This is a genomic window from Streptomyces misionensis, from assembly GCF_007896895.1.
In the GTDB taxonomy this organism is placed as follows: Bacteria; Actinomycetota; Actinomycetes; order Streptomycetales; family Streptomycetaceae; genus Streptomyces; species Streptomyces misionensis_A.
Genome location: NZ_VOGW01000170.1, coordinates 42,450 through 57,527, shown reverse-complemented (window position 1 = coordinate 57,527; position 15,078 = coordinate 42,450). Strand labels below are relative to the sequence as shown.

Below are 15,078 nucleotides of genomic sequence, written 5' to 3'. Positions count from 1 at the left end.
CCGCACCTGCTTGGGCTCCGGGGCGCGGGTCACTGCGCGGGCTCGGCGCGGAAGTCGAGCGGGAGCTGCCGGCTGCGGCCCAGCGCGTGCGGGAGGCTCTCGGCAACGCCCGCCGCGCTGATCTGGACGAACGCCGCCCGCTGCCGCAGCTGTTCGAGGTTGGCGGCGCCGGAGTAAGACAGACCCGATCGCAGGCCGGCCAGGAACGGGTGCAGGGTGCGCTCAAGGGTGCCGGTGGCCTCATGCGTGCCCTCGACGCCCTCGAGCAGGTACTCGTCGAGCTCGGCCTCGGTGACCGTCTCGCCGCGGGTCTTCTTCAGGCTGAGCTGCATCCCGTGGGTCACGAATCCGGTGGAGACCTTGAAGCTGTGCCCGCCGTCCTCGACCAGACGGGCGGGGCTCTCGTCCGCGCCGGCCAGGGCGCTGCCGAGCAGCGCGGTCGTCGCCCCGGCTGCGAGGGCCTTGACGAGGTCGCCGGAGTTTTTGATCCCGCCGTCGGCGATGACACACACCCCGTGCTTGGCGGCCTCGTCCGCGCAGTTTATGACCGCGGTCAGCTGCGGCACCCCGGCTCCGGCGACCAGGCGGGTGGTGCAGATGCCGCCGGGCCCGATACCCACCTTGACGACGTCGGCGCCCGCCTGAATCAGGTCGCGGGTACCGGCCACGGTGGCCACGTTGCCGCCGATGACCACCACGTTCGGGTGCTGCTTCTTCAGCGCGGCCACCACGGTCAGGACATAGTCGGCGTGCCCGTGGGCGACGTCCACGACGAGCGCGTCGGCCCCGTGGTCGACGAGCATCGCGGCCCGCTCCTTCCAGTCGCCGGTGACCCCGACCGCTGCCGCCGCCCGCAGCCGACCGTCCCCGTCGACGCTGGCCATGCTCGCCGTCGCCGGGACGGCGGTGTTCTTCACCATCTCCAGCTGGGTGGTCTGCTGGGCGGGCGTGGAGGCGCGGTGCAGGACACCGAGGCCGCCGGCCAGCGCCATCGCCGAGGCCATGGGGCCCTCCGTGCACCAGGGGGTGTTGGCGGACAGCAGCGGGATGGCCAGGCCCAGGCCGGGCGCCAGGGTGGTGGACAGGTCGGTGTTCTTCCGGCTGGTCACCGCGGTGCGCTGCGGGACCAGGAGGACGTCGTCGTACCCGAGGGCGAAGCGGATCGGTCGGCGGGTCATACCAGGGCTCCTTCGAGAGCAGGGGAGGGCCAGGGCTGCGGGCGGGCCGTGGTGACCCAGGTGGTGATGAGATCGGCGGCCGCCTGAGGATCGGGCTGGGCGGCGTGGTCCAGGAGACGTACGCGGGGATCGCCTGCGGCCAGTTCCATGAAAAGGCGGGCACAGCGTTCATGGACGGCGCGCTCGGCGGCGCTGATGGGGCAGCCGTCGCGCTGCTCGGCGCGGCCGAGGGCCGCGCCGACGTGGTCGGTGAGCAGGATCGTGACGTCGGGGGCCGGCCGCCACACGGTCGCTTCGCGCATCAGGGCCCGGGCCTGCTCGAGGGCCGCGGTGTCGTCGCGGGGTGGAGGGCGGCGGCCTGGTAGACGACCACGGAGTGCAGGCTGCGTCCTTCGAGGACGGTGCGGCCGGTGTGCAGCGGGGCTCGGATGGTCTCCCAGGTGTGCAGCTGGACGGCCAAGAGCAGCAGCGTTTCGCTGGCCGGGTAGCCGCTGCGAAGGAACCGGTCTCCGTCGGCGGCCGCGGCGAGCGCGGAGATGATGCGGCTGCCGAGGTCGGCGCGCGTGTGGCGGGAGGAGAACTCCTTCACCAGCAGCGGCGCGTCGAGACGCGGTGCGATCAGGCGGGTGAGGTGGCTCTTGCCGGTGCCGCTGATGCCCTCGAACGACACCAGCGCACCCGGCGATCCGGGTCATTACCGCCCGCGGGTTGGGGATGCACGACCGTGGTCTCCTTCCGGTCAGAACAGGGAGTCCTGCTGGGGGGGGGGGCGGCGGCCTGGGCGTCGTCGCGAGCGGCCTTCGGCTCGATACCGGCCACGCGGTGCAGATCGGTGAGCGTGGACCAGCGGCCGGTCCCCGCCCCGTCGGTGACCATCCGCGCGAAGACGGCGCAGGTAGCCAGCACGTCGGGCATGGCGCGGTGCCGTCGGGCGGGCGGCGGCATGCCGAGCTGGCTGAGCACGTCGTCGAGCCGGTGGCGGGGCAGGCCTGGGTAGACGGCGCGGTCCAGCCGTACGGTGTCGAGCATCGGCAGGCGGGCCAGAGCGGGGCAGGACGACTCCTGGTCGTAGATCAGCCCAGCCTCGTAGGGCGCGTTGTGCGCGAAGAGGACGTACGGCGGGTGGGCGAGCAGCGCCTCCAGCGCGGCCAGGGTCACAGCGGCGCTGTCGGCTTGCTGGATCACGGCGGCGGTGATGCCGGTCTTCCCAGTGTCGAAGGACGTGAAGGGCACGCCGTCCGGCGGCCGGATCAGCCGCTCGAACCGGCCGTTCTCCTACCAGGAGCCGTCCGCGGTCAGCTTCCCCGCGGCGGCGGCGATCTCGATCGGCTCGGGCCGGCGCCCGGCGGGTTGAGCGTCTCAAAGTCGATGCCCACGAACGTCGTCGCGAGCAGGTCGGATCAGTGCGTGACGGACCATGTCCTGGATGCTTTCCGGGCGAAGCGTCACATCCGGTGAATCCGCCGGATCGGCCGCGGTGGCGAAGCAGCCACCGCGGCCGATCCGATCGGGAAGGATGTTCTCGCGGGTCAGGCGCCGCAGAACTCGCTGTCGACGACCCGCTGTCCGTGGACGTTCCAGTCGCCGTTGAGGTTCAGCGACAGCAGGTGCTCACCGTCCGCCGTCGCCATGGTCTACGGGATGGAGCCCTGGATGCCGCCGTTGTGCCCCACACCTCGGTGCCGCACGACGACGTCATCTTCATCAGTCCCAGGCCGTAGGAGAAGTTCGGCAGACCCTTGAGAACCAAGGTCGTCATCATCTGCTTCAGCTCAGGGTCTTTCAGGAGCTGGCCGGAGAACGGTCATCTGCGTGCGGCTTGCGCCGGTACCCGGCCGCGCCGACGCATTGACGAAGTGTGGCGCGGTGGGTTGATATTGAAAGGAACATGATCTGAGGTACCGGTGCCGGTCGAGGGGCGGTCGCGGATGGCTCGGACAACGTGTCCCGTCGGCAACCGCCGAACTTGTACCCGCACTTCGAGACGCGCTCGCGCCCTTTCCCGCACCTCGGTGTGCGCGCCCCGGCTGCCGCTTCCCCGATTCTTGACATCGTTGTCAGCATAGGCGAAGTACCCCCTCCAGGGGATACCGAAGGAGTACCGGGTTCCATGACTCACAGATGGCGACAACGTCGCAACCTCACGGCGGCCGCTGCCGTGACCGGCGTTCTGGTGGCCCTGGGGGCCGCCGGGTACCCCGCACAGGCAGTGCAAGGCGCGCAAGCGGCTCGCGGTCACAGCGCCGCGCGTTCTGAGGTCGTCTCGGGCGACGCCCGGTTCGAGGTACTCTCCTCGACGCTCATACGCACCGAGTACGCGGGGGACGCGAAGTTCGTCGACGCGGCGACCTTCAACGCCCTCGGCCGCGACACGTTCGGCAGGACCCCGTTCACGTCGTCGACGCGCCACGGCGAGCTGACCATTCGCACGAGCGCCATGACGCTGACGTACAAGGTCGGCTCAGGGAAGTTCACCGCGGACAACCTGAAGGTGACGGAGAAGGCTGGCAAGCAGTCGGTCACCGCCGCTCCCTGGCCCAACGCGCCGGTCTGCGCCATCGGGACGCGGTGCGAGGCAGAGGACACGACCCTCAACGGCGTCGGCGTCGCCATGGACCACTCCGGTTACACCGGCTCCGGCTTCGCGGCGGGCTTCCAGTCGACAGGCAACTCCCTGTCCTTCTCCGTGACCGTCCCCAAGGCCGGTACCTACCAGGTCGCCACCCGCTACGCGAACGCCGTCGGCGGCGACGGCGGCGACGAGGACCGCACCCTGAGCGTGTCGGCGGACGGCGGCGCCGCGAAGACGCTGACGCTCCCGAAGACCGCGAGCTGGGACACCTGGTCCACGACGTCGGTCACGCTCAACCTGTCGGCCGGCACCCACACCGTCACCTTCGCGCGCACCGCGGCCGACTCCGGCAACGTCAACCTTGACAACCTTGCCGTCCTGACGCCGGGAGCGCCCTACCCGGACCCCGTGACGCCACCGGTCGAGGACTGCTCCTTCGCCACCATCTGCCAGGCCGAGACCGCGGGCCTCGGCGGTTCCGCCGCGCTCAAGTCCGACCACAACGGCTACTCGGGCCGCGGGTTCGTTGCCGGGCTCGAGTCCTCGGGCGCGCGGGACACGCTGCACGTCGTCGACGTGCCCAAGGCCGGCGACTACGCCCTCCAGCTTCGGTACTCCAACGGCGACGCGAGCGGCGCCGCCCGTGACATCTTTGTCAAGGCCGGCGCGGGCGTCCCCGTGAAGGCCTCGCTGCCCGCTACGAGCGATTGGGACGCCTGGCGCACCGCCACCGTGCCGGTGCACCTGGCCGCGGGGGCCAACGACGTGACCGTCGGCTGCCCGGAGGATGACGGCTGCCGCGTCAACCTCGACACCGCGGCGGTGACCTCGCGCACCTCGCCGCTGCTCTCCCCGCACGCGCCGCTCGGCGGGTACCGCCGCAGCCTCGACGGCGTCAACGGTGAGGCGCCCACGACGCCGGGCCTGCTCTACCAGGACGGCTGGACGCTGCTCGACGACACCGCCTCGGCAATCTTCGACAACTCCACTCATAAGGTCACGCAGCGGGGCGACCACGCGGGGAAGGGCTACCAGGACGGGTACGTGTTCGGCTACGGACACGAGTACCAGCAGGGCTTGGCCGACCTCGCCACTCTGACCGGTCCCTCCGTGCTGCTGCCGCGCTGGGCGTACGGCGTCTGGTACTCCGAGTACTACGACCGCAGCGCCGCGGACTATGAGAACACCATCCTGCCCAAGTTCCGCAAGGACGGCGTCCCGCTCGATATCCTGGTGACCGACACGGACTTCAAGTCGCCCAGCACCTGGGACGGCTGGGAGATGGACCCGGAGAAGTTCCCAGACCCCAAGGCGTTCTTCGACTGGTCGGCCGCGCAGGGGCTGCACAACTCGCTCAACATCCACCCGAGCATCTCCGGTGACGACCCCAGGTTCGCCCAGGCGCAGGCCACGGCCAAGGGCAAGCTGAAGGACAGCGGCAACAACACCTACACCTTCGACTGGGGCGACCCCGACCAGCTCAAAGCGTACTTCGATCTGCACGAGCCCATGGACGAGGCCGGCGTGGACGTCTGGTGGCTCGACTGGTGCTGCGACGGGTCCGTCTCGTCCCTCGGCGGGGTGACGCCTGACGCCTGGATCAACCAGCAGTATGCCGACGACTCGGCGAAGAACGGCCAGCGCTCCTTCGCGCTCTCCCGCACCTTCGGGGCGCTGCCGCAGGGCAACTACAACCCGCACGGCCTGCCGACAGGGCCGTGGGCCGACAAGCGCACCACCGCACACTTCACGGGTGACTCCACGTCCAGTTGGGCCACCCTCAAGTTCGAGGTCGGCTACACCCCGGGCGAGTCGGCGTCCACCGGCCTGTCCAACGTGTCGCACGACATCGGCGGGTTCAACAACGACGGCACCCAGGCCAAGGGCGCGGAACCCGGGACCACGAAGCTGCCCGACGACCTGTACGCCCGCTGGGTGCAGCTGGGCACCTTCCAGCCGGTGGACCGCCTGCACGGCAACCACGCCGACCGGCTGCCCTGGCAGTACGGCCCGGCCTCTGACGCGTCCGCCGAGAAGTTCCTGAACCTGCGGGAGAACCTCGTCCCGTACACGTACAGCCTCTCCGAGCAGGCCAACCGCACAGGGACCCCCGTAGCGCGGCCGACCTACGTGCAGTACCCGGAGAGCCAGGACGCGTACGCGACGGCGGGCAGCGAGTACTTCTACGGCCCCGACGTGCTGGTCGCCCCGGTGACCACGCCCGGCGAATCGGCCACGACGTCCGTCTGGTTCCCGGCCGGCTCCTCGTGGACCGACTACTTCACCGGCAAGACGTTCGCGGGCGGCACCACGCAGAAGATCACCACGGGTCTGGACTCGATGCCCGTCTTCATCAAGTCGGGCGGCATCATGACGACGCGCACCGGCAACGTCGCCAATGACGTCCAGAACCCCCTCACCGAGGCGACGGTCACCGTCGCGCAGGGCGCGCCGGGGGCCACGAGCCTGTACGAGGACAACGGCACCACGGCCGACAGCAGGCAGAGCGCCACGACGGCGATCCGCTACGCCGAGCACGGCGCGAACCACACGGTCTCGATTGCCCCGGCGTCGCGATCGTTCAAAAGCCAGGTCTCCCGCCGCGCGTGGACGGTCTCCTTCATGAACGCGCACGCGCCGAAGCAGGTCTTCGTCAACGGGCGGCGGGTCTCCGCAGCCCACTGGTCCTTCGATGCGGGCTCGCGGACCCTGACCGTCACCGCACCGGCCCAGTCGGTGCACCGTCCGCTGGAGGTCAGGTACCACTGAGGCAGACGGCCGAGCCCCGGCGGTAGCGCCGGGGCTCGGCGGGGCGGCCGGTCAGCCGGCCCCTCACCTCGCCCAAGACTTGGCCCGGCGGAGACGACGGCTACATCGGCGTGTACGCGGGTACGCCATAGGCCGCTCCTGCGGCCTTAGCCGAGGCTTGGGAGCTCGCCGCCAGCGCGCGAAGCTCGATCCCGTCGACGGCTGTGAGCGCTGGCAGGTGAGCACCGGCCACCCAACCAGCCGTGGCGCTCAGGCCGACGGTGCCGACGCCGATTGGCTTACGGGGTCAGGCGCCGAGCTGCCGCCTTAGGGTTTCGGCGTCGTACAGGGCGGTCACGTGCACGAACCGCCCATGAACCTGATAGATGGCGTACTCGACGCGGGCCGGCCGTTGCTGTCGAGGAGCAGTTCCGGCTGACGAAGATGCGCCAGCCGTACGGAGACCGGAACGAAGGCAATGGCGGTCAGCCCGGGCACTCCGGGCAGGTCCCGGTGATCTGCGCAGTGGTGACTGTGGCCGTCGAGCGCTCCCGCGTCGTGTCGGCGCGGGAGCCTATTTGTGATGATTTGGCTTAGTTGTCTGGTCCGAGTGTGGTCAGGTCAATGGTGTCGGTGATGGCTTTGTAGCCGTCGGTCGTGAGGTTGATGTGATCGCCGGCGTCGAAGTCGTTGGGGGCAGTGTCGGCGTTGAGGATCAGGGGCGTGGGGTCTGCCTGGCTTGTGGTGTCGGGGACGGCGACGGCCGCCTCGGCGTCCAGGCAGGTGACGGTGGGTGTGGTGAAGTCGACCTGGTCGGTGATCCAGGTGTTGGTGTCGGTCCGGTTGGCGTCGGCACCGGTGGTGCAGGAGGCGTAGCCCTGGCAGGGGGTGAGGGTGGTGAGGACGATCTTGATGCCCCAGCCGCGCAGTTGGGCCAGAAGCTGGCCGTAGGTCTGTTCGAGGTCGGTGTCGTCGGTGCCGGCGGTGATGTCTTTGAGACCCTCGTCGACGATGGCGGTGGTGATGCCCGGTTCTGCGAGGACGTCTCGGTCCAGCCGTGTGAGCAGGGCCGGTCCGCCTTGTGCTTGTGCGGCGGCGAGGCGGTTGTTCTCGATGCCGGATGCGACGACGCCGTAGTCCGGTATCTGCTGGTCGTTGGTCCGTAGAGCGGTGGCGAGGTCGTCGGAGAGACGGGGTGTGGTGAGGTCTGCTTTGGCTACGTCGGCGAAGGGGTCGGTGAGGTGGTCGCCGAGTACGGCGACGGTTGGCTGGTTGCCGGTGGCGGTGACGTCGATGCCGGTGACGATGTTGGTGAACCAGCCCCAGAAGGTGCCGGTGCCGGTGAAGGCGGTGGTGGTGGTGTCGGTGGTGTGGTCGCCGGAGCCGACGGCGCTGACGTACTGCGTGGCTGCGCCGGCCCAGCTGTGTTGGACGAGGTAGGGCACGTCATTGGCCAGGTGGAGGCTGATCATGATGTTTTTGCCGGGCGTGGCGGTGTAGGCGGTCGGGTCGCTGTAGACCTCGCCGCCGACGGGGATGGTGACCGTCTTGCTGCCGCCGTTGAAGGTGAGGTCGCTGGGCGTTGCGGTGGGGGCGGCTTCGGAGGATTGGGTGGCGATGGTGGTGTGGTCGATGGTCAGCGGGGTGCGGCCGAGGGCGTTGGACAGTCGGATACGGGCGCTGGAGCCGGCAATGCTCGGGTTGGCGGTGATCCGGAAGGTTTGGTTCTTGTAGTCGGTGCTCTCGTAGTTGAATGCGCCTTCGTTGGGGGAGTTCCAGGCGCCGGTCCATTTCGCGTTGCCGGGCGCGGTGGTGGTGTCACACAGGGCCATGCCGAACAGGTGCAGGCCGGGGACGTATTGCCGGGCGGCGTCGCTCAGGTCGGGCAGGGTGACTGAGCTGAGTGTTGCGCCGGTCTTGAGCGGGATGGCGAAGGCGTAGATGTTCGTGGAGCGGGTTTCCTGGGTGCCGTTGGTGTGGTTTCGGTGGGGGAGGGTGACGACGGCCAGGTCGTTGGAGCCGTAGACCCAGTCGGGGACGGTCAGGTGGTAGGCGGAGGTGCTGCCGTCGGCGTAGGTGAGGGAGCCGTAGGGGCCGCCGGCCCGGCAGTCTTCGTACTGCCCGTTGCCGAGGGTGCATTCGGTGCCGCTGACCGAGGTGCCGTCGGGGATGGCGGGGCTGGAGTAGTCGTCCTCGGCGTGTTGTGAGCTGATGAAGCCGTAGGTGGAGAAGCCGAGGAAGACCAGTGCGCGTCCGCTGCCACTCATCTGGATGGTCTGGTTTGCGGCCATGACGTTGTCGCCGGAGGCGGAGGCGAAGTTCGGCAGGGTGAAGGTGGCGCCGTCTACGGTGATCTTGCCGCCGGGTTGCCAGCCGGCGGCCTTGAGGTCCTGCAGTGACATGGTCGCGCCGACACCGTCGGCGTCGGCGGCGGCCTGGCTGGCGTTGTCGGTAACAGCGGTGTTGTTGAACGCGTCCTTCAGGCTGGTGTAGGTCTTGCCGGTGTGGCCGAGGGCGGTGAACTGGTACTGCTGCTGGGTGGAGACGTTGCCGGCCGCGTCGACTGCGTAGACGGGGACTGTAAATCGTTCGGTGTAACTCCCGATCATGGAAGATGCATCGATGACCAGTGAGAACGTGGCCGAGCACGAGGCTGCCGAGTCGGCAGCGGCTGGGTCGGCGAAGGCCGTGGACGACCAGCTGATCGACGAGCTGGTGAGCCGGGCCCGGGCCGAGGGCCTGCAGCTGACCGGCGAGGGCGGTCTGCTCCAGCAGCTGACCAAGCGGCTGCTGGAGTCCGCCCTGGAGGGCGAAATCACCGACCACCTCGGCTATGACAGGCACGATCCGGCGGGCAAGAACGGCGGCAACTCCCGCAACGGCAAACGTGCCAAGACCGTGCTGACGGACGTGGGACCGGTGGAGATAGCCGTGCCCCGCGACCGGGACGGCTCCTTCGAGCCGAAGATCGTCGAGAAGCGGCAGAAGCGCCTGACCGGCGTCGACGAGATGGTCATCTCGCTGGCCGCCAAGGGCCTGACCACCGGTGAGGTCCAGGCCCATCTCGCGGAGGTCTATGGCGCTGAGGTTTCCCGTCAGACCATCTCCACGATCACCGACAAGGTCCTGGATGGCATGGCCGAGTGGCAGAACCGGCCCCTCGACGTCGTCTATCCGGTGGTCTTCATCGACGCCATCCACGTGAAGATCCGCGACGGTGCGGTGGCCAACCGACCGATCTACGTGGCCCTGGCCGTCACCGTCGAGGGCCGCGGGAGATTCTGGGCCTGTGGGCGGGCGACGGCGGCGAGGGCGCCAAGCACTGGCTGCACATCCTCACCGAGATCAAGAACCGCGGCGTGAACGACGTGCTGATGCTGGTCTGCGATGGGCTCAAGGGCCTGCCCGAGGCAGTGGAGACGGTCTGGCCGAGGACGATCGTGCAGACCTGCGTGGTCCACCTGCTGCGGAACTCCTTCCGCTATGCCGCCCGCCAGGACTGGGACAAGATCGCCAAGCTCCTCAAGCCCGTCTACACCGCGCCGACCGAGGAGGCCGCCCTGGAACGGTTCGCCGAGTTCGCCGACGCCTGGGGCAGGAAGTATCCGGCGATCGTGAAACTCTGGGAGAACGCCTGGGAGGAGTTCACTCCGTTCCTGCGGTTCGACACCGAGATCCGCCGCATCGTCTGCACCACCAACGCAATCGAGTCCGTCAACGACCGCATCCGCCGGGCGGTCAAAGCCCGCGGCCACTTCCCCAACGAGCAGGCCGCCCTGAAGTGCGTCTACATGGCCATCATGAGCCTGGACCCCACCGGCCGAGGACAGGCCCGCTGGACCATGCGCTGGAAGACCGCGCTGAACGCCTTCGACATCACCTTCGACGGCCGGCTCTCAGCAGCCCGCCAGTAACGCAACCACCCCGGTTACACCGTTCGTTTGACAGACCCCGGACCGCGCCAGCCGCGCGACGATCCGCAGCCGGCTGCGACGATCCCACGCTCCCCTACCCCGACATCTGCGCCTGTTCGACGCCGCCCGGGCCCAGGGATGGCCGCTGCGGGCTGAGACCCGTTGCAGAGCATGGAAGCTGAGCAGGTCGTGCCCGTCCGCACGCTGCGCGTCCTGGCGCCTGCACCCGCGAAGACCGGCCCCGCCACGGCGGCCGCCGGCCCGACTCCGCCGACCATGCCCGCCGCGCCGGTGCAGCGACGGACCCTGCCGGACGGCTACCACCGTGCCATCGAGGCACACCGCCAGGCCATCCGGCCGTCGCCGGGCGACCCGGCCATCACGCAGGCGGTGAAGCGGCAGACCTCCGCGATGCGGGCGCTCAGCCTCCGGGCGTTTCCCGAGCCGGAGCAGGCGACCGGATGGTTGCGAAACGCATGCCCGCTCCCTGTGGTTACAGCTGGATGCTGGTGCCGGGCTCAAGGCAGGTGATCGGGATGCCGGTCAAGCCTTTCTCGCCGAGAAGGTTGGCGGTGGAGTGCTGGCCGAGGTCGCTGAGCATGAGCTCGTGGATCTGGATGACGCGCTCCGGCTTGACGGTGCGGACGTAGTCGGCGGCTTCGCCGAGCTTGGTCCACGGGCCGCTGGTCGGCAGCAGGAGGGTGCGTACGGGAGCGTAGGGCGCGTAGTACGCGTCTCCGGGGTGGTAGAGGGCTCCGTCGTCGAAGAGGTAGCCGACGTTGTCGGGGCACGGGATGTCGGGGTGGATCAGCGCCGTAGATCTCCGCATGGCGAAGTGCGGCTGAATATGGGCAGCCGCCTCCAGCTCGCAACCCCGTCCCCCAGGACCCGGAACCCGAGCCGGAGCCCGCCGCAGACTGATGGGATGTCAGCTTCCCGCGCCACACCGGCCTCCTCGCCGACCAGCAGAGAGCCAGCGTGGCGTTCAGGGCCGTGCACGCCGAGCGGGGACCGTCTTTCGGTGTGCGCTTCCCCACTTTCGGATCGAGCAATCCGAAATAACTTGACGCTCATGCGCGAGCGTGGCCAGGGTTACGGCATGAACGATCCAGAATTCGAGCCGAGTGGCGCGATGCGCCCTCGCACAGTTCACGAGGAGGCCGCGGACGAGCCCGGCGTCGGCCCTCCAGCCCTGAGCCGGGCGATGGTGCTGCTGCTGGCCGTAGTGTGTGGCGCGGCGGTGGCGAACATCTACTACGCCCAGCCGCTGCTGCCCGTGATATCGAAGGCACTCGGAGTGTCCCAGGGAGCCGGCGGCCTGGTGGTCACCGTCTCGCAGGTTGGCTATGCGCTGTCGCTGGCCCTGCTGGTTCCCCTGGGCGATGTGCTGGAACGGCGCCGCCTGGTGACTGCGTTGCTGGGCCTGAGTGCCCTCGCTGTTCTCGGCGCGGCGGCGTCCCCGTCGCTGGGGCTGCTGCTTGTCGCGATCGCAGTGGTCGGGGTGACCTCCGCGGTGGCGCAGATCGTGGTGCCCATGGTCGCGTCACTGGCACCAGACCATCAGCGCGGGTCGGCGGTGGGCACGGTGACGAGCGGGCTGCTGATCGGGATCATGATCGCGCGTACCGTCGCCGGAGTGCTCGCCCAGATCGGCGACTGGCAGTTGGTATTCGTCTTCGCCGCGGTCCTGATGGCGGCCTTGGCGGTCGTCCTGCGTCTGGTCCTGCGCCCCGTCCCACGGTCGGAGAACACCACCTATCCGCAGCTGCTGCGCTCGGTGCTGGCGCTGGTGCGTACCGAATCACTGCTGCGCAGGCGCATGGCCCTGGCGGCGGTCGGCATGGGCGGCTTCACCGTCCTGTGGACCGCGTCGTCGTTCCTGCTGGCCGGCCCGACGTACGGGTTCGGCCCCGCCGTCATCGGCCTGTTCGGCCTGGCCGGGGTCGTCGGAGCCGCCGCGGCGGCGAAGGCCGGCCGGCTCGCCGACCGCGGACACGGGCGCCGGGTGACCACGGGCGGACTGATCCTGCTGGCAGCCAGCTGGCCCGTGCTCGCCGTCGCCGGCATGGGCGGACCAGTCGGCCTGATCGCGCTGACCGCCGGCATCATCGCGCTCAACCTCGCCCAGCAGTCCTTGTTGATCAGCCACCAGAGTGCGATCTACCGCCGGGTCCCGCACGCCCGAAGCCGGGTGACGACGGCCCTCATGGTGTCCGCGTTCGCCGGGGCCACCGTCGCCTCGGCGCTGACCATGGCGCTGTACCCGCTGGTGGGGTGGCTGGGCGTATCAGGGCTCGGCCTGGTCATCGCGCTGGTCGGGGTCGGGATCTGGGTTCTGGAGCTGATCCATCCCAGCCCCGCCGAACCGCTGGTGGCCGTGGACACCGGTGCGGCCGTCAGGAGCCCCGTAGGCGCGGGCCGTGTGAGCTCATGCCGTGAGGAGGTTGGCTGTGCCTGAGATCCATCGAGTGGCGATCCTCGACGACTACCAGGGAGTCGCGCGCCGATACACAGACTGGAGCACCCTGCCGGACGGCACCCAACTCACCGTCTTCACCGAGCCGTTGGGCAGTTCCGAGGACGTGGTCGCCGCGCTGGAGCCGTACGACGTCGTCGTGGCCATGCGCGAGCGCACCGCCCTCCCGGCTGCGGTCATCGACAGGCTGCCGAACCTGCGCCTGCTGGTGACGACCGGCCCGGCCAACGCGGCCATCGACGTGGCCGCGGCCGGGCGGCGCGGCATCGTGGTGTCGGGCACCCGCGGGGCGGGGCTGATATCGACGGCCGAACTCACCTGGGGCCTGATCCACGCCCTGGCCCGCTCGATTCCCGCCGAGGACCGCGGCGTCCGCGAGGGCGCATGGCAGCGGACCGTCGGGCGCGATCTGCACGGCGCCCGCCTCGGTATCATCGGGCTCGGCGGCGTGGGCACCCGCGTGGCCCGGGTGGGGCTCGCCTTCGGCATGGACGTCGTCGCCTGGAGCACCCACCTCGACACCGAACACGCCCGTGCCGTCGGGGTCACCCCGGTCGGCAAGGAGGAGCTGCTGGCCACGTCCGACGTGGTGACGATCCACCTCAAGCTCTCCGCCCGCACCACCGGACTCCTGGGCCGCGACGACCTCGCGCTCATGCGACCGGACTCGCTGCTGATCAACACTTCGCGCGCACCCGTCGTCGACGAGGAGGCCCTGCTCGCGGCCCTGCACGCTGGGACCATCGGCGGAGCCGGCCTGGACGTCCACTCCACCGAGCCCCTCCCGGCCGGCTCGCCGTGGCGCACCGCCCCGCGCACGGTGCTCACGCCGCATCTGGGCTACGTCACCGCGGGCACCTACGACATCTTCTACGCCGACACGCTCGAGGACATCCTCGCGTACTCCGCCGGCACACCGATCCGCGTGGTCGCCCCATGAGCGCACCACCCATGGCTCTGTTCACACGGATAGCACCGCAGTGGTGGCTGGCGGGTCGCCGTCGACCGCGCCACGGCGGTCTCGGCAAAGCACTGGCTACGGGCGAAGGCCGCAGCAGCCGTCGCGCCGTTGCCGACTGCGGGCGGCGGGTGCCTCCCGGAACATCGCCTCTCGGGGGCGCCAGGCGCCTCCCGAAGCCGTGAACAAGCACTGCTCGACGAAGTCGAAGTCGTAAACAAAGCCACACCCACCACCACCTACGGCACACACGCACACGAAAGGCATGATCCCGTGGCAACGCAAGAGCAGCACACCTCGATGAAGAGCGTCGAGCACAGCGACGGCTCTGGATTCCGGCTCCCCGTCATCTGGACACGCACCCTGGGCGAACTCACCCTGAGCTACGTTCCCGACGCGGGCGTCGACATGATCCCGACCCGGGTCTACCCGGCCTCCGCCGAGGAGGACTGGCACCCGCACCGCACGCATATGACCGAGGCGGGCCATCTGCCCATGGGGTGCGGGGCACTGCTCGTCGAGAGGGGCGGCACCCGGCTGCTCATCGACGCCGGCCATGGCCGGATATCGGGCGAGGACCTGGAGCACTTCCAGCATGCCTTCGGCCATGTGCGGGACCTGCCCGAGTCGCTGGCGGCCCTCGGCGTGGACCCGGCCGAGCTGGAGATGGTCGCCTTCACCCACTTCCACGGCGACCACACCGGATGGGCCCGGCCCGACGCGGTCGAGGATCCGCGGAGCCTGTTCACGAAGGCGCGGTGGATGGTCGGGAAGGGCGAGCTGGAGAGCGTCGCGCCCGGGGACGGTCCGGTCCTGGCCGGCCAGGACGAACGCAGCGTGATCGTGGCCGACGGGACCGAGATCGCCGACGGCATCCGCGCATGGTCCCTGCCCGGGCACACCCCCGGGCACACCGCCTGGATACTCGACACCGGCGACGGCCGGGAGGTCGTGGCCTTCGGCGACGCCATGCACTCACCGGTGCAGGTCCAGCACCCGGACTGGGAAGTGGTTCTCGACACCGACCGGGAGGAGGCCGAACGGTCACGGCGCCGGCTCGTGGACTATCTCTCGCGGGACGGGGTCTACGGCTTCGGCGTCCACTTCGCCGACCAGCAGCTGGGAACCGTCGACGGCTCCGGCCGCTGGCGCCCCTGGAATGACGCGACAGACGCGACGGCTCCGTAGCCACACCCACTAAACTGGATTAATCATTCCGCTACGCCGGATAT

Annotated in this window: 11 protein-coding genes and 1 pseudogene; 6 read left to right on the top strand and 6 right to left on the bottom strand. The window is 69.7% G+C overall.

Annotated features, from left to right (window positions below):
* Positions 1-29 precede the first annotated feature (29 nt).
* Genes FRZ03_RS28095 through FRZ03_RS28080 form a run of 4 tightly spaced genes read right to left on the bottom strand, consistent with a single transcriptional unit; the run spans position 30 to position 2,411 of the window.
* Positions 30-1,178, bottom strand: coding sequence for an IMP dehydrogenase (locus tag FRZ03_RS28095; RefSeq protein WP_146467916.1), 1,149 nt, complete (start codon positions 1,176-1,178; stop codon positions 30-32).
* The gene (locus FRZ03_RS28090) at positions 1,175-1,480 is read right to left on the bottom strand and encodes a hypothetical protein (protein ID WP_146467915.1); all 306 of its coding nucleotides are present in this window, start codon (positions 1,478-1,480) and stop codon (positions 1,175-1,177) included. Before FRZ03_RS28090 ends, FRZ03_RS28095 begins: the two co-directional genes overlap by 4 nt.
* A complete protein-coding gene (locus FRZ03_RS28085; protein ID WP_186785648.1) occupies positions 1,480-1,848 on the bottom strand; it encodes a nucleoside/nucleotide kinase family protein in 369 nt (122 codons plus the stop codon). Before FRZ03_RS28085 ends, FRZ03_RS28090 begins: the two co-directional genes overlap by 1 nt.
* Positions 1,797-2,411, bottom strand: coding sequence for an exonuclease domain-containing protein (locus FRZ03_RS28080; protein WP_186785647.1), 615 nt, complete (start codon positions 2,409-2,411; stop codon positions 1,797-1,799). Before FRZ03_RS28080 ends, FRZ03_RS28085 begins: the two co-directional genes overlap by 52 nt.
* On the opposite strand from FRZ03_RS28080, the gene FRZ03_RS39395 reads away from it, so the two are divergent.
* Both FRZ03_RS39395 and FRZ03_RS28075 read left to right on the top strand, forming a co-directional pair.
* Entirely contained in the window at positions 2,374-2,532 is a 159-nt protein-coding gene (locus FRZ03_RS39395; RefSeq protein ID WP_186785660.1) for a hypothetical protein, read from the top strand. The genes FRZ03_RS28080 and FRZ03_RS39395 overlap by 38 nt on opposite strands.
* A 756-nt stretch (positions 2,533-3,288) precedes the next feature.
* Positions 3,289-6,519 (top strand): TIM-barrel domain-containing protein, encoded by a 3,231-nt coding sequence (locus FRZ03_RS28075; RefSeq protein ID WP_146467912.1) that lies wholly within the window; start codon positions 3,289-3,291, stop codon positions 6,517-6,519.
* A gap of 572 nt (positions 6,520-7,091) precedes the next feature.
* Here the strand turns inward: FRZ03_RS28075 and FRZ03_RS28065 are convergent.
* Positions 7,092-9,107 (bottom strand): SGNH/GDSL hydrolase family protein, encoded by a 2,016-nt coding sequence (locus FRZ03_RS28065; protein WP_261399374.1) that lies wholly within the window; start codon positions 9,105-9,107, stop codon positions 7,092-7,094.
* A 13-nt stretch (positions 9,108-9,120) separates the two neighbouring features.
* On the opposite strand from FRZ03_RS28065, the pseudogene FRZ03_RS28060 reads away from it, so the two are divergent.
* Positions 9,121-10,412, top strand: a pseudogene (locus FRZ03_RS28060) (IS256 family transposase).
* Positions 10,413-10,905: 493 nt separating this feature from the next.
* Here the strand turns inward: FRZ03_RS28060 and FRZ03_RS28050 are convergent.
* Positions 10,906-11,241 (bottom strand): MBL fold metallo-hydrolase, encoded by a 336-nt coding sequence (locus tag FRZ03_RS28050; RefSeq protein WP_261399373.1) that lies wholly within the window; start codon positions 11,239-11,241, stop codon positions 10,906-10,908.
* Between the two features lie 192 nt (positions 11,242-11,433).
* On the opposite strand from FRZ03_RS28050, the gene FRZ03_RS28045 reads away from it, so the two are divergent.
* The 3 genes from FRZ03_RS28045 to FRZ03_RS28035 all read left to right on the top strand — a co-directional run bounded on the left by FRZ03_RS28045 (position 11,434) and on the right by FRZ03_RS28035 (position 15,034).
* Positions 11,434-12,870, top strand: coding sequence for an MFS transporter (locus FRZ03_RS28045; protein ID WP_222443418.1), 1,437 nt, complete (start codon positions 11,434-11,436; stop codon positions 12,868-12,870).
* Positions 12,863-13,828: a D-2-hydroxyacid dehydrogenase family protein gene (locus FRZ03_RS28040; protein ID WP_261399372.1), complete on the top strand. Its 966-nt coding sequence runs from the start codon at positions 12,863-12,865 to the stop codon at positions 13,826-13,828. Before FRZ03_RS28045 ends, FRZ03_RS28040 begins: the two co-directional genes overlap by 8 nt.
* Positions 13,829-14,119: 291 nt before the next feature.
* On the top strand, positions 14,120-15,034 hold the full coding sequence (locus tag FRZ03_RS28035) for an MBL fold metallo-hydrolase (protein WP_146467911.1): 915 nt from the start codon (positions 14,120-14,122) through the stop codon (positions 15,032-15,034).
* The last annotated feature ends 44 nt before the right edge of the window (positions 15,035-15,078 follow it).